14 protein-coding genes and 2 pseudogenes are annotated in these 14599 nt (G+C 71.7%); 6 read left to right on the forward strand and 10 right to left on the reverse strand.

Annotated features, from left to right (window positions below; translation table 11 throughout):
- Both GPJ59_RS23290 and GPJ59_RS23295 read left to right on the forward strand, forming a co-directional pair.
- Positions 1-1047, forward strand: a pseudogene (locus tag GPJ59_RS23290) (hypothetical protein); the annotation flags it as partial.
- A 13-nt stretch (positions 1048-1060) separates the two neighbouring features.
- On the forward strand, positions 1061-1642 hold the full coding sequence (locus GPJ59_RS23295) for an antibiotic biosynthesis monooxygenase (protein WP_219669478.1): 582 nt from the start codon (positions 1061-1063) through the stop codon (positions 1640-1642).
- Positions 1643-1749: 107 nt separating this feature from the next.
- On the opposite strand, the gene GPJ59_RS23300 is transcribed toward GPJ59_RS23295, so the two are convergent.
- The 9 genes from GPJ59_RS23300 to GPJ59_RS38620 form a co-directional block, all read right to left on the reverse strand.
- Positions 1750-3411, reverse strand: coding sequence for a long-chain fatty acid--CoA ligase (locus GPJ59_RS23300; RefSeq protein WP_219669479.1), 1662 nt, complete (start codon positions 3409-3411; stop codon positions 1750-1752).
- Between the two features lie 182 nt (positions 3412-3593).
- On the reverse strand, positions 3594-4127 hold the full coding sequence (locus GPJ59_RS23305) for a SigE family RNA polymerase sigma factor (RefSeq protein ID WP_219669480.1): 534 nt from the start codon (positions 4125-4127) through the stop codon (positions 3594-3596).
- A gap of 310 nt (positions 4128-4437) precedes the next feature.
- Positions 4438-5604 (reverse strand): lipid-transfer protein, encoded by a 1167-nt coding sequence (locus tag GPJ59_RS23310; protein WP_219669481.1) that lies wholly within the window; start codon positions 5602-5604, stop codon positions 4438-4440.
- Entirely contained in the window at positions 5601-5984 is a 384-nt protein-coding gene (locus GPJ59_RS23315; RefSeq protein WP_219669482.1) for a MaoC family dehydratase, read from the reverse strand. The genes GPJ59_RS23310 and GPJ59_RS23315 overlap by 4 nt, the downstream gene beginning before the upstream one ends.
- On the reverse strand, positions 5981-7138 hold the full coding sequence (locus GPJ59_RS23320; protein WP_219669483.1) for an acyl-CoA dehydrogenase family protein: 1158 nt from the start codon (positions 7136-7138) through the stop codon (positions 5981-5983). Before GPJ59_RS23320 ends, GPJ59_RS23315 begins: the two co-directional genes overlap by 4 nt.
- A complete protein-coding gene (locus GPJ59_RS23325; protein WP_219669492.1) occupies positions 7138-8103 on the reverse strand; it encodes a bifunctional MaoC family dehydratase N-terminal/OB-fold nucleic acid binding domain-containing protein in 966 nt (321 codons plus the stop codon). The genes GPJ59_RS23320 and GPJ59_RS23325 overlap by 1 nt, the downstream gene beginning before the upstream one ends.
- A gap of 41 nt (positions 8104-8144) precedes the next feature.
- Positions 8145-9347, reverse strand: coding sequence for an acyl-CoA dehydrogenase family protein (locus tag GPJ59_RS23330; RefSeq protein ID WP_219669484.1), 1203 nt, complete (start codon positions 9345-9347; stop codon positions 8145-8147).
- A gap of 177 nt (positions 9348-9524) precedes the next feature.
- On the reverse strand, positions 9525-9836 hold the full coding sequence (locus tag GPJ59_RS23335; protein WP_219669485.1) for a hypothetical protein: 312 nt from the start codon (positions 9834-9836) through the stop codon (positions 9525-9527).
- A gap of 410 nt (positions 9837-10246) precedes the next feature.
- On the reverse strand, positions 10247-10408 hold the full coding sequence (locus GPJ59_RS38620) for a DUF6344 domain-containing protein (RefSeq protein ID WP_308120431.1): 162 nt from the start codon (positions 10406-10408) through the stop codon (positions 10247-10249).
- An 814-nt stretch (positions 10409-11222) separates the two neighbouring features.
- Between GPJ59_RS38620 and GPJ59_RS23345 the strand changes: the two genes are divergently transcribed.
- The gene (locus GPJ59_RS23345) at positions 11223-11999 is read left to right on the forward strand and encodes an NUDIX domain-containing protein (protein WP_219669487.1); all 777 of its coding nucleotides are present in this window, start codon (positions 11223-11225) and stop codon (positions 11997-11999) included.
- On the opposite strand, the gene GPJ59_RS23350 is transcribed toward GPJ59_RS23345, so the two are convergent.
- Positions 11983-13113 (reverse strand): helix-turn-helix domain-containing protein, encoded by a 1131-nt coding sequence (locus GPJ59_RS23350; protein ID WP_219669488.1) that lies wholly within the window; start codon positions 13111-13113, stop codon positions 11983-11985. The genes GPJ59_RS23345 and GPJ59_RS23350 overlap by 17 nt on opposite strands.
- 773 nt (positions 13114-13886) lie before the next feature.
- Here GPJ59_RS23350 and GPJ59_RS23355 point away from each other — a divergent pair.
- The 3 genes and pseudogenes from GPJ59_RS23355 to GPJ59_RS37705 form a co-directional block, all read left to right on the forward strand.
- Complete coding sequence (locus GPJ59_RS23355; RefSeq protein WP_219669489.1) at positions 13887-14156, forward strand: DUF6284 family protein; 270 nt, start codon at positions 13887-13889, stop codon at positions 14154-14156.
- Positions 14157-14170: 14 nt separating this feature from the next.
- Entirely contained in the window at positions 14171-14431 is a 261-nt protein-coding gene (locus tag GPJ59_RS23360) for a DUF6303 family protein (protein WP_308120432.1), read from the forward strand.
- A pseudogene (locus tag GPJ59_RS37705) lies at positions 14428-14599 on the forward strand (DUF2637 domain-containing protein); the annotation flags it as partial. The gene GPJ59_RS23360 and the pseudogene GPJ59_RS37705, both read left to right, overlap by 4 nt.

Genomic DNA, 14599 nt, shown 5'->3' on the forward strand with positions numbered 1-14599 from the left:
GCCCGGACCGCGCCGGAGCAGGACGCGCCCGAGCAGGGCGCGCTGCCCTCCGCGCGGCAGCCGCAGGACGCCCAGGCCCAGCCCATCAGCGTGCGCGCCCTCGGCACCCTCGGCCAGGGCATCGCCGTGGACCCCGACGCCGCGGCCCCGGCCACCGGCTCCGGGCGTCGCCGCAAGCTGGCCGAACCCGCCCCGCAGGGCCGGGCGTTCGCCATAGGCGCCCCCGAAGCCGGAGCCGCCGAGGGCCCCGAGCCGCTGGACGGTCCCGGCGGCGCGGTCGAGGTGCTCAACCGGCCCGTACCGCAGCCGATGGACGACGAGCTCCCGCCGGAGCCGCTGGACAACCCGCGCCGCCTGCTGGTGTGGCCCGCGCCCGACGTGCAGACCCAGGCGGCGCTCAGCGAGCGCGGCTACCGCCCGGTGATCGTGCACTCGCGCGAGGAGGTGGACGCGCAGATCGCCGCGTTCCCCGCCGCGCTGTTCGTGGACCCGCTGACCGGCCCGATCACCCGGACCGCGCTGCAGTCCCTGCGCCAGGCGGCCATCGCCGCCGAAGTGCCCGTCCTGGTCACGGCCGGACTCGGGCACGCCACGCGCGAGGCGGCGTACGGTGCCGATCCGGCCGTCCTCCTCAAGGCACTGGCGCCGCGCGACAGCGAGCAGCACCCCTCCCGGGTGCTGCTGATCGAGGAGCGGAGCGAGATCGCGGCCGCCCTGACCGCCGCCCTGGAGCGGCGCGGCATGCAGGTGGCCCGGGCCGGCGCCGACACCGACGCCGTGGAGCTGGCGACCCGGATGCGGCCGAACCTCGTGGTCATGGACCTGATGCAGGTCCGCCGCCGGCGGGCCGGGATCGTGGACTGGCTGCGTGCCAACGGGCAGCTCAACCGCACCCCGCTGGTCGTCTACACCGCTGCGGGGATCACCGCGGAGGACCTGCCGCGGCTGGGCACCGGCGAGAGCGTGCTCTACCTCTCCGAGCGGTCCACCACGGCCGAGGTGCAGGGCCGCATCGTGGACCTCCTGGCGAAGATCGGCACCAATTAGCCACCCTGTGCGGATGGCCATCACGACGGATCGAACCGAGCAGAGCGTCCCCGCCGACGACGGGGAGGTCACCCTCCTGATCGCCCGGCAGGTCGAGCCGGGCTACGAGGAGGCCTTCGAGGCGTGGGCCCGCGGCATCCTCGACACGGCGGCCGCGTTCCCCGACCACCTCGGGTACGGGTTGTTCCGCCCGGCGGCCGAGGGCGCGCCGTGGTTCCTCGTCCACCGGTTCCGCGACCAGGCGGCGTTCGAGGCGTGGCAGGAGTCGCCGGAGCGGGCAAAGTGGTTCGCCAACTGCGAGGGCCACCACCACACCGAGATAGCCCGGCGCGAACTGCAGGGCATGGAGACGTGGTTCGCCAAGCCCGGAACGACCCGGCCCGCGCCCCCGCGCTGGAAGATGGCGATCAGCTCGGGGCTGGCCATCTTCCCGATCTCGCTGGCGGGCAACGCGCTGCTCGGGCCGTTCCTGGTGGACCTGCACATGGTGCTGCGCACAGCGGCCTTCGCCGTCGTCTTCAGCACGCTGATGACCTACGTGGCGATGCCCGCGGTCAGCCGGCTGCTGCGGGGCTGGCTCAGCCCGCGAGGCTGAGCCGGCGCTCCTCGCCTGGCCGGCCCGGCCGGCGTGAGGGCCCCGGGCCGGGCCGCGTGAGGGCTCCTGGCCGGCCGGGCCCTGAGGCCGGACCGGGCTCCGGAGTGTCAGTCGAGGGTGGTGACGTCCAGGACGCCCTCCGCGTACTGCTGGCGGATCACCTTCTTGTCGAACTTGCCGACGCTGGTCTTCGGCACCGCCTCGATCAGCGCCCAGCGCTCGGGCAGCTGCCACTTGGCGATCGACTGGGCGAGGAAGGCACGCAGGTCCGTGTAGCCGGCGCTCGCGCCCTCCTTGAGGACGACCGTGGCCAGCGGACGCTCGCCCCATTTGTCGTCCGGGACGGCAACGACCGCGGCCTCGGCGACCTCGGGGTGTGCCATCAGCGCGTTCTCCAGCTCCTGGCTGGAGATCCACTCACCGCCGGACTTGATGACGTCCTTGGCGCGGTCGGTGAGCGTGAGGAAGCCGTCCGGGCTGATCACGCCGACGTCGCCGGTCTTGAGCCAGCCGTCCGCGCTGAACTTGTCCTCCGGGCGCAGCGGCTCGGCGTCGACGCCGTTGTAGTACGCGGCCGCGATCCAGGTGCCCCGGACCTCCAGCTCGCCGGCCGACGTGCCGTCCCACGGCAGCCGCTCGCCGCCGGGTCCGATCAGGCGCGCCTCGACGCCGGCCGGGAAGCGGCCCTGGGTGACCCGGTAGGGCCACTCCTCCTCCGCGGTCAGACCGGCCGGCGGGTGCGCCATCGTGCCCAGCGGGGAGGTCTCGGTCATGCCCCAGGCGTGGCACAGGCGGACGCCCAGCTCGTCGTAGGCCCGCATCAGTGCGGGCGGGCAGGCCGAGCCGCCGATGGTGACCTGCTTCATGGAGCTCAGGTCGCGGGGGCGGGCCGTGACCTCGGCCAGCAGGCCCTGCCAGATGGTGGGGACGGCCGCCGCGTGGGTGGGCTTCTCCCCCTCGATCATCTCCGCGAGCGGGGCGGGCTGGAGGAAGCGGTCCGGCATCAGCATGTTGATGCCGGTCATGAAGGTGGCGTGCGGCAGGCCCCATGCGTTGACGTGGAACTGCGGCACGACGACCAGGGTGGTGTCCCGGTCGGTCAGGCCCATCGACTCGGTCATGTTGACCTGCATGGAGTGCAGGTAGATCGAGCGGTGGGAGTAGACGACGCCCTTGGGGTCCCCGGTGGTGCCGGAGGTGTAACACATGGCGGCGGCCTGCCGCTCGTCCAGCTCGGGCCAGTCGTAGGTCTGCGGACGGCCGGCGAGCAGCTCCTCGTAGTCGTGGACGCGGAAGCCGCGCTCCTCGGCGAGGGCTTCGAGGCCCGAGCGGTCGCCGACGCCGGAGACCACGACGTGCTCGACGGTGGGCAGGTGCGGCAGCAGCGGGACCAGCAGCGGCAGCAGGGTGCCGTTGGCCACCACGACGCGGTCGGCGGCGTGGTTGACGATGAAGACCAGCTGCTCGGGGGGCAGTCGCAGGTTGAGGGTGTGCAGGACCGCGCCCATGCAGGGGATCGCGAAGTACGCCTCGACGTGTTCGGCGTTGTTCCACATGAGGGTGGCGACCCGGTCGTCCTGCTGGACGCCGAGTTCGTCACGCAGGGCGCTCGCCAGCTGTGCCGCGCGGGCACCCACCTCGGCGAAGCTGCGGCGGTGCGGCTCCGGCTCCCCCGTCCAGGTTGTGACCTGGGACTTTCCGTGGATCGTCATCCCGTGCTGCAGGATGCGGGTGACGAGCAGTGGTACGTCCTGCATGGTGCTCAGCAAAGCGTCCTCCCGGGGGCGCTGCGGCGCGCTGCGGCGGCTTTTCTTGCTTGCCGATTCTGCGCACGTACCGCTCGGCATGTCACTACCCGGGAGTACAAATGCGGGAGCCCGACTGTGTGCGCCCCGGCCACTGTTTCACGTGAAACGGTGTTTCACGTGAAACAGTGCGCCGCGCAGGCGGGTCAGCTCGCGAGGCTGAGCTCCGGATCCTCGCGGAGCTTGCCGAGGGCGCGGGAGACGGCGCTCTTGACCGTGCCGACGGAGACCCCGAGCAGCTCGGCGGTCTGCGCCTCGGTCAGGTCCTCGTAGTAGCGCAGCACCACCATCGCCCGCTGGCGCTCGGGCAGCCGGGTCACCGCACGCCACATCGCGTCGCGCAGCGCCTGGTCCTCGGCCGCGTCGGAGGTCGCCAGCGGCTCCGGCTCGGGCATCTCCCCGCACGTGAACTCGTCCACCCGGCGCTTGCGCCACTGCGAGGTCCGCGTGTTGACCAGGGCCCGGCGTACGTACCCGTCGAGGGCGCGCTGGTCCTGGATGCGGTCCCAGGCGACGTACGTCTTGGCCAGGGCCGTCTGGAGCAGGTCCTCGGCGTCGCAGGGGTTGGCGGTGAGCGAGCGTGCGGTACGCATCAGGGTGGTCCCGCGGGTCCGTACGTACGCCGAGAACGACGGGTACAGGAGCGGGTCCGAGGCGTGCGTGCACACTGGCGTGGTCATAGCTCCACGCTAGGAGCCCGGTCCCCTCGCCGGATCGGCCCCAGGTGCCGAAGCGGGATCCGACTCAGGTCGTATGGCAGGGGCCGGCCCGACCTCCTGAAGGTGGACGGGGCGGACGGGCTCTGGGACTGGGGTACCTCACTCGTCACCGAGCACCGCGGACGGCCTCACCGAGCGCCACGGACACGCCTCACGAGCGCGACCGGATACGCCTTACGAGCGCCGCGGATACGCCTCACGAGCGCGACCGGATGCGCCTTGCGAGCGCCGCCGGATACGCCTCACCGATCGCCGCGCGCGCTGCAGTTGCTCAGCCGTCCGCGCCCAGGATCAGGCCGGAGGTGGGGACCCCGGTGCCCGCCGTGACGAGGGCGTGCGCGGCCCCGGGGACCTGGTTGACCGAACTGCCGCGCAGCTGGCGGACCGCCTCGGCGATGCCGTTCATGCCGTGCAGGTACGCCTCGCCGAGCTGCCCGCCATGGGTGTTGAGGGGAAGCCGGTCCGCCGCGACGAAGTCGGCGGCCTCGCCGGGCGCGCAGAAGCCGAACTCCTCCAGCTGCATCAGCACGAAGGGGGTGAAGTGGTCGTAGAGGATGCCCACGTCGATGTCCGACGGCCGCAGGCCCGAGGTGCGCCACAGCTGCCGGGCGACCACGTCCATCTCCGGCAGCCCGGTCAGGTCGTCGCGGTAGAAGCTGGTCATGCCCTCCTGTCGGCGGCCCGCGCCCTGCGCGGCGGCTGTCACGACGGCGGGGCGATGGCGCAGGTCGCGGGCGCGTTCGGTGGTCGTGACGACGAGCGCCTGACCGCCGTCGGTCTCCTGGCAGCAGTCCAGCAGGCGCAGCGGCTCGACGATCCAGCGCGAGGCGGCGTGGTCGGCGAGGGTGATGGGCCGGCCGTGGAACCAGGCGGCCGGGTTGTTCGCGGCGTACCGGCGGCCGGCCACCGCCACGTGCCCGAAGGCCTCGGGGGTCAGTCCGTACGTGTGAAGGTACCGCTGGGCGGCCATGGCCACCCAGGACGCTGGGGTGAGCAGGCCCCAGGGCAGCGACCAGCCCAGCGCCGCGCCCTCGGCCGACGGCTCGCGCTGCTGGACGCCGGAACCGAAGCGGCGGCCGGAGCGCTCGTTGAACGCGCGGTAGCAGACGACGACCTCGGCGACCCCGGTGGCGACGGCGAGCGCCGCCTGCTGCACGGTGGCGCAGGCCGCTCCACCGCCGTAGTGGACGCGGGAGAAGAAGGACAGCTCGCCGATGCCGGCCGCCTGGGCGACCGTGATCTCGGGACTGGTGTCCATGGTGAAGGTGACCAGGCCGTCCACATCGGCGGGGGTGAGGCCGGCGTCGGCGAGGGCCGCCTGGACGGCTTCGACGGCCAGGGTGAGCTCGCTGCGCCCGGAGTCCTTGGAGAACTCTGTCGCGCCGATGCCGGCGATGGCGGCCCGACCGCCGAGCCCGTCGCGGCTGCGCACGCTCATCGCGGCACCTCCGCGGTGACGGTGCCGGTGACGTGGTGGCCGATGCTGTTGGTGCCGCTGATCCTGATCTCGACCACGTCCCCGGTGACGGCGGTGACCGTGCCGGTGAGGGTCATCGTGTCGCCGGGGTGGTTCGGGGCGCCCAGGCGGATCGCGACCTTGCGCAGCACGGCGCGGGGGCCGAGGTGGTCGGTGACGTACCGGCCGACCAGCCCGTTCGTGGTCAGGATGTTCATGAAGATGTCCGGGGAGCCCTTGGCCCGTGCGAGTTCGGCGTCGTGGTGGACGTCCTGGTAGTCGCGGGAGGCGAGCGCGCCCGCGACGATCAGCGTGCGGGTCACCGGTATGTCCAGCGGCGGCAGCGCGTCACCCACGTTCATGCCTTCAGCTCCTTCGTGCCGTCGCCGGCTTCGTCCTGTGCGTCGCCGGCCTCGTCCTGTGCGTCGTCGGCCTCGTCCTGTGCGAGGACGGCGCCCAGTTCGGCCAGCAGCTCACTGCCGCAGCCCAGATAGGCGTCCAGCTGGCGGCCCCACAGGAAGTGCCGGTGGACGGGGTGGTCGAGGTCGGCGCCCATACCGCCGTGCAGGTGCTGCCCCGCGTGGACGACCCGCTTGCCGGCCTCGGAGGCCCACCAGGCGGTGGTGAGCGCGTGCTCCCGCGCCGGCAGGCCCTGGTCGATCCGCCAGGCGGCCTCGTACGCGGTGACCCGGATCGCCTCGGTGTCCATGTGGGCGTCGGCGGCGCGCAGCAGCACGGCCTGGTTGGTCGAGAGCGGGCGGCCGAACTGCTCACGGGTGGATGTGTACGCGACGGCCCGGGCCAGGGAGCCGGCGCAGACACCCGCCTGGAGGCCGGCGAAGGCGGTACGGGCGACGGCGAGGACGGCGTCGTAGGCGTCGGGGTTGGCGTATGAGCGGTTACGGGTCGCGGGGCCGTAGGCGCCGTCCGTCTCGGGCCCGCCGAGGGGTTCCGCCTCGGCGTCGGTCAGGGTGAGCCGGCCCGCCGCCCACGGCGCGGTCGTCTCCACGGGCTCGGTCGCCACGCCCGGCGCATCCGTCCGTACGAGCCACAGGGCGCGGTCGGTGTCGGGTACGAGGACGTGCGTGGCGTCCCGCAGCCACGGAACGGCCGGCAGGGTGCCGGTCAGCCTGCCCCCCGGCCCGGCAGTCACCCGGCCGGGCCGGGCCGGGAACGCACCGGTGGCCACGGCCTCCCCGGCGGCGAGGGCCGGCAGCAGACGGGCGCGCTGTTCGGCACTGCCGTGCGCGGCCACGGCGTGGATCCCGTACACGCAGGTCGCGGCGAGGGGGACCTGGGCGGTGGTGCGGCCCTGCTCCTCCAGCATCAGTACCAGGCCCAGCAGCCCGATGTCGGGGACAGCGGCCGGCAGCCCAGCGGTCGTGAGCGCCTTCCACAGTTCGGCGTCGGTGCCGGTGCCGGCCGCGGTGAGGCGCTCGTGGGTGGCCAGGTCGTGGAAGATCTCGGCCGCCAGACCGGCGGCGGCCGCCTGCTCCTCGGCGGGACGGAAGTCCATCAGGCCTCGCTCCCGCGGAAGACGGGGAGTTCGAGCTCGTCGTCGACGCGCAGGAACTCCAGCTGGACGGGCATCCCGATGCGCACCTTGTCGTAGGGGACGCCGGTGATGTTGCTGATCATCCGGACGCCCTCGGCGAGCTCGACGAGCGCGACCGCGTACGGCGGGTCGAAGGCGGGGAACGGCGGGTGGTGCATGACGACGTACGAGAAGACCGTGCCTGCGCCGCAGGCCTCGACGGTGTCCCAGCCCAGGGAGGCGCAGTGGTTGCATCCGGGCAGCCAGGGGAAGCGGAGTGTCCCGCAGCCGGTGCAGCGCTGGATCAGCAGCCGGTGCTCGCGTACGCCGTCCCAGAAGCCCTGGTTGTCGCGGTTGACCACCGGGCGGGGACGGCGCGGCGCCCGGGCCTGGTTCTGGGCCTTGGACCCGGTGGCGGGCTCGTCCGGGGTCGGGGGAGGGGCCGAGGCCGGGGGCCGGGCGGCAGGGGCGTATTTGAGGATGCGGAAGCGGTGCGTCCCGACGGGCTCGCCGTCGACGCGCACGTCGGTACGGGTGGTCACGAAGTGGCCGGTGCCGAGCCTGGTGGTCTTGCGGGGGGAGACGCTCTCGATGACCGCGTCGAAGGTGACGGTGTCGCCGGGGCGCAGCGGGCGCAGGTACTCCTGCTCGCAGTCGGTGGCCACGACGGAGGTGCAGCCGGCGGTGTCGAGGAGGCGGAGCAGCTCGTCGTAGGCGCCGGCCCGGTCGGTGTGACCGGACAGGCCCCCCATCGTCCAGGCCTGGAGCATGGTGGGCGGGGCGACGGCGTCCGGCCCGGTGTAGGCGGGGTGCGTGTCCCCCATGGCCTCGCACCAGTGGCGGATCATGGGGGTGTTGACGGGGTCCTTGCCGGTGCCGGCGACGGCCGCGGGCCGCCCTTCGAACTCCTTCAGCCGCCGCAGGAAGGCATCGGCCTCCTCGGCCATCGCCTCCCCAGGCGTCGCTTCCTCGGGCATCGCCTCCTCGGTCATCGCTTCCTCCCTTTCATCCCGAGCCGCATCGTCGCGACGATCTCCCGCTGCACCTCGCTGACCCCGCCGCCGAAGGTGTTGATCTGGGCGGCCCGGTTCATCCGCTCCAGCTGCCCGCCGCCGAAGCCCGATCGGCCCCGGACCAGCGCCTCCTCGCCCACGACCTCCTGGCAGATCCGGTACACCTCGACCGCGGACTCCGTGCCCACGAACTTCACCCCGCTCGCGTCGCCCGGCGCCAGCGTGCCCGCCCCCACGTCCTGGACGAGGCGCCAGTTCAGCAGGCGTACGGCGGCCAGCCGGGCGTGCGCCTCGGCCAGCCGGGACCGCACCCAGGGGCGGTCGGCGGGGCGCTCGCCGGTCACCGGGTCCGGCGTCCTGGCGTGGGCGAGGGCGGCGGCGTAGAAGTCCTCGGCCTGCATGCCGATGGCGGCGAGGGCGACGCGCTCGTGGTTGAGCTGGTTGGTGATCAGGCTCCAGCCGCCGTGCTCGGGGCCGACGAGGTTGCCGGCCGGGACGCGGACGGCGTCGTAGTACGTGGCCGTGGTCGTCTGGCCGCCGACCGTCTCGATGGGGGTCCAGGAGAAGCCCGGGCTGTCGGTGGGGACGAGGAGGATGGAGATGCCCTTGTGCTTGGGGGCGTCCGGGTCGGTGCGGCAGGCCAGCCAGATCCAGTCGGCGTTCTGGGCGTTCGAGGTGAAGATCTTCTGCCCGTCGATCAGCCAGTGGCCACCGGCACCGGCGGCTCCGCCGCCATCCCCGTCTCCGTCCCCGCTTTCGTCACCGGTACGGACGGCTCGCGTCCGCAGCGAGGCGAGGTCGGTGCCGGCTTCAGGTTCCGAGTAGCCGATGGCGAAGACGAGTTCACCCCGGAGGATGCGGGGGAGGAAGTAGTCCTTCTGCTCGGGCGTCCCGTACTTCATGAGGGTCGGGCCGACGGTGTTGAGAGTGACCATGGAGACGGGGGCGCCGGCCCGGTAGGCCTCGTCGAAGAACACGAACTGCTCGTCGGGCCCGCGCCCTTGCCCGCCGTACGCAACGGGCCAGCCGAGGCCGAGCAGTCCGTCCGCGCCGATGCGGCGCAGCAGCCGGCGCTGCAGCGCGGGCTCCTCCGGCGGACCGTCGGGCATCAACGCATGGAAATACGCGCGCAGTTCCGAGCGCAGCCGCAGCTGGCCTTCGGTCGGGGCGAGGTGCACGGCGCTGGCCTCCAGAGGCTGCGTCGACGGCAACGTAATCTGACTGTCCGTCAGATCAACTGCGCCTGTCAAGGCGCAGCCCGGACCGGATACGACCACCCGCACAACGGCGAGGGCGCCCGCGCTACCGGACCCCAGCCGGTCCGGTCGCACGGGCGCCCTCAGTGCACGCGGGGACTACCACCAGGGGTGGAAGTGCAGCGCGACATTGGAGTTCGACTGGTCGATGGCCGTGAAGGCGGAGCCGTTGACCTGCGCGGAGTTGTTCTGGTTGGACGCGCCGGAGCCGGTGGCGACCTGCTGCGTGGTGGTGGAGTTACCGGTGTTGCTCCCGCCGACGCCGCTGCCGATGATGCTGGCCACGCTCGCATTCGATCCGTCGTTCGCGAACGAGCCGTTGTCGGCCTGGGCGACCCCGCCGAAGAGGGCGGCGGCGAGGGGGAGGGCGGCGACGGCTGCGATGACGCGGGCGGTACGGATGCTTGCCATGTCTGAATCCTCCATAGGACCCGAAGTGGGGGTGTGACCAACCCGGTCGGCCGACCGGTGCTGTCGCTGTTGGTCCTGGTCACGACGTCGCGAGACCAGAGTTGCCCACCGAATCCCCGGCGAACCACCCCGATGTCCATGATTCCCCCGCAAGTATGACCAACATTGGATAAACCTGGTTCGCGCCCCCAAGGCCCCAGCTCACAGCTCCCGTCCCGCGAGAAACCCAGGCCCCACAAGGGTCGAAGGCGTGTACGGCGCACCCACTTTCCGGGCGTGCCCGGGCGCATGGGAAAGGGCCGCGTAGTCCGGGAACCCCACCGTCTCCCGGCCCTGCGACCCTGTGTTCCAAGCTGTGCGCCCCTCGCACGCCCCCGGCGCCCGCCGGGGCTCACACTCCCCCGCGGCGGCTACGCGACCAGCGCGAGGTCGTCCCGGCTGCCGAGCACGGCGGCGGCAGTGGTGGACCGGCGTACGGAGGGGGAGGACCCGTGCGCCTCGGCCCGGATGCGCTGCGCGATGGTGGGCGGCAGCGACCCGCCCCGCACGGCCTCCCGCCAACTCCGCGGCACCCGCCGACCGGACCGACCGCCCACGCGAGCGGGATCGGAGGCGGAATCAGCGGCAGAGGCGGAGCCCGTGGCAGCGACGGCGCCGGCAGCGCACGGAGCGACAACCGCAGCAACGCCGCGGGCGCCCTTACGCCCCACGCCCACCCCCACCCATCCCAGGAGCACCGCGAAGAAGCCGACGAGGGAGGTCCAGAGGGACGGGACGCGGATGCTGCTGATCACGAGGGCGCTCCTCAATGGCGATGTTCCGACGGGCGGATCTGCATACATTCGTCATGATGCGTCCGCAACCGGAACCCACCCCACCCCCGCGCCGATCGTCCGACAAACACCACCCACCCGGCCCAACCGCACCCGCGCCGAAGTCCGGCTCCAGCTGCACGCGGGCCGGCGGGTGCTCGCGAGAGCGGGCCGGCGGGTCACCGACCCGGGGTGAACGCAGAAGGGGTGCCCCTCAGTGAGAGACACCCCTTTGACCGGCCACTGCATCGGGCCATGGCGGTGGGTGTGGGATTTGAACCCACGGTGACTCGCGCCACGACGGTTTTCAAGACCGAGAAGCCCGCGCTGCGCATAGGGCATCTGACCTGCACCCAAGCCGCTTCAAGATCGCGTCGAGCATCGAGTCTGGCCACAGGTTGGCCACAGGGAGCCGGAAAGGCCCCCGCAGGCCCCGCCCGCTGCGTCCGTCCCAGACCGCTGCACAGTACCGCCAGACCAGGAAGCGAGAGACATTCCGATGACTGCGCCGTCCGTGCTTCTCCCCCGTTACGCTGGCGAGCACCAGCCGACGATCCGGGAGTGTGCGCCGAGGATGGGACCCAAGTCTCAGAGGGTCTACGAGACGATCCGATCTTGGATCGAATCGGGCCGGTACGGGCCCGGCGACAAGCTGCCGTCCGAACGCACGCTGAGCGCCGAGTTGGAGATCGGCCGTACCGCCCTGCGGCAGGTACTCGCCCGCCTCGCGAGTGAGCGCCTCATCCGGGCGTACGGCCGCAGCTCCTACCGCATCGTGGGTGGCACGACCATTCCCACCCCGCCGGATCTGGAGTCCTGGAAGATCCACGGAAGCCGGCGCATCTACGAGAACCGTTGGGTGAACCTCGACCTGGTGGACGTCGAGCCGCCGGGCGTCGAGCGCTTCGAGCACCACGTAGTGCGGCTGCACCACGTCGCGATCACGGCCGTGGTGGACGAACAGGACCGTGTGCTCATGCTGTGGCGCTACCGGTTCGTGCCGGACCAGTGGGGTTGGGAGCTTCCCGGCGGAATCGTGGACGCCGGCGAGGATGCTGCGGTCACAGCCGCCCGTGAGACGGAGGAAGAGACTGGCTGGCGGCCCACCGCGGTAGAGCACGTGGTCACCTACCAGCCGATGATCGGCATGGTGGACTCACCTCACGAGATCTTCGTAGCCCACGGCGCCACGAAGGTGGGGGAGCCGACCGACGCCGAAGAGGCTGGGCACATCGCTTGGGTCCCCCTGGACGAGATCCCAACGCTGATGGCCGAGGGCAGGCTGATGGGGTCAGGGACGCTCGTGGCTCTGCTCCACCTCCTCTCGTCGCGGCCTACAGCCGCCCGGTAAGCATCTCCACCCGCCGGCGATACCGCACGGACCCCGTGCGGTTCGCCAGCAGCCGTGCCTGCTGAATGTGGGTGCGGGCGTCGTCCAGTTCGCCGCGCGAGAGGTGTGCCTGAGCCAAGTCACTGTGGAGGCCGGACCGCGCCCGCACGAAAGAGCCGTCCGCCGACCGAAGGGCGGCATACAGCTCTTCCATGGCGGCGCCGTCGCCGAGCATCGCCAGGACGTTCCCACGCCATCGAGCCAAGTGGCCGTTGTTGAGGAAGATGCTCGCCATGTCGGCGTCCCGCGCTTCGTCGCCTTCCGGTAGGTGGGCCGCTGCCCGCTCCAGTGCGCGCCGGGCATCGTCACCCATGCCGGCCGCCGCGCACAGTTCCGCTTCGGCAGCGCTCAGCCACGCCTTGAGTCGGGGGGACTGCCGCTCGGCATGCGTGCGCAGCGCATCGCGGATCAGCTCCACAGCCATCTCAGGGCGCCCGGCGTCGCGCAGCACGTACGCCTGCTCACCCATCGCGTGAGCTAGATAGAGCGGCGCATCAGCATCCTGAGCAGCCCTCTTGGCAAGTTCGTACTGCCGCCACGCGCGCTCTACGGCGCCGGCGTCGAGTGCCTGCCACGCCGCGAGGGTGGCCGCACCCGCCAGCGCGGTGGCGATCGGCCGCCGCGTCCCGGGCAGCACGGCGAAGGTCAGCGCATCTTCCATCGACGCCAGGTGCCCGGCCATCTGGTCGACCAGGCCGGCCGCGCCCATCTGCCGGTCCATGGTGCGGAGCAGCTCTGTCTGATCAAGGAACGTCTGGACCATGGACTCGCCGATACTCCGCGCGGAGTCAATCCGGCTCAGCAGGTCGTCGTATCCGTCCGCCTGCTGGGGGATCAGTTGCTCGGCAGCGCCGCGAAGTTCGGCATCCGTGACGCCGAGAAGCGGACGCAGGATCGACGCGTACCGCTCCGAGATCGCGCGCTTGCCGTTCTCCCATTCGGACACGTAGGTCTTCAGGCTGGCCGTGGAGGCGACGTTTGTCAGGCGCTGCTGCGCGTAGCGCTCCATCTCGTAGATCAATCGGTCCTGCGACCAACCGCGCGCCGTCCGAATGGACCGTAAGGCTGTGGCCACGTGCATCCCCTCCAGACGAGCGCGTCCACCTAACCAGCCATCTGAATCGTCGCAGGTGGGAGCGGGTTAACACCTCCGAGGTTAACCCCAGTTGGCTGCCGCGGGCCCGCCCTTCCCGCGTTTCCTGAAGTCAAGCCAGAGCGATCCGCGGTGACCCGTCATCAGACAGGACCTTGCATCTGGTGCGCACCAGATGCCATGCTTCTGGTGCGCACCAGATGAACCCGGAAGGGCTCACCTCGGTACGTCCGGCACGCCCGGAGGGCGGCACGACTTCGTGCTGACCGGGGCTGCTTGTGCACGACGAGTAGAGGGCGGGGACGCTGCAATCCCGCTAAAGGCCAGGTGGAACAGGGTTTCGGCCCGTACTGGCGAGGTGGCCCGGTGACCGCGAGCAACGGCCGGAGAGTGGGGGCACGGGTCCCCCCTTGCAGTGCAAGTCATGTGCACACCATCCCTGGAGGTTGAACGTGATCCGCTTAAGACCCTTGGCCGCTGACCTGCGGGACCGGCAAGTCAGCGTTGCCCTTCGCGTCTCCCCGATCCGCCGCGCAAGCGCACCGGAAACGCCGGTGATCCGCGGAGTCGGGACACCTGCGCGGCGGTAGCCGCGGCCGGTTGCCTCCCTCGCCCGTCCGGCGCCGTCGGCGCTCGTACGGGCGGGGTGGCAGGGAGCCGGAGGTTCTTCCTGCTTCACAACGACGTGCAGCCCCGGCGCGGCAACGCCGGGGCTGCTGTTCGGTCCCGTTCCTGTCTGAGAGGAGCAAGACCCAATGAAGTTCATCGGTGCTGTTCAGGCGGTCGTTACCGCCGACGAGTTCGACCGCGAGCCCACGGACGCGGAGCTGAACGCCGTCGAGGCGGAGATGCCGCTGATCCTGGCGCAGGTCGACCTGCTGGATGTGCAGATTGCCCTGCTGGACCGGTTGCCGGTTTCGGAGCTGGATGCCCGCCGGCTGCGGCGGGCCCGTGGCCGTGTGCTGGCTGAGCGGGTGGCGCTGGCGAACCGGGTGATCGCTTCGGGCGCGCCGGGGGTGGCGTGATGCCGCGGGTGCAGATGGTGTGCAGGGACGGCCGGTGGCGCCTGTACGTAGTTGTGCCCCGGGCTCTGACCTGGCCCACGCACTACTTCCCCGGTTGCTCCGTCGTGCCGACCGTTCAGGAGCGTTCACGGGCGCTGGCGTTGCTCGGCTACGTGCTCGCCGATGGGGCTGACTGGACGTGGACCGAGGACAGCGAGCGGCCCGATGACCCGTCCACGCCGGTCGTGCTGATCGCTGCGGCGGACGCGCGTTCACGGGACGGGGGCGCGGGATGAACGACGCTCAGGTGCGTTCATGTGAGCGTGCTCTGTCGGTGGGCACGTGGCTGATCGTGGGCGGGGCGATGCTGTTCTCCGTCTTGACCGTGACGCCGCTGATGGCGGCGCACACCCCGGATGCCTGGGACTGGACGGCGCCGATCCTGCCCGTGGAGGTCGATGCTG

The organism is Streptomyces bambusae (genome assembly GCF_019400985.1).
GTDB lineage: Bacteria > Actinomycetota > Actinomycetes > Streptomycetales > Streptomycetaceae > Streptomyces > Streptomyces bambusae_A.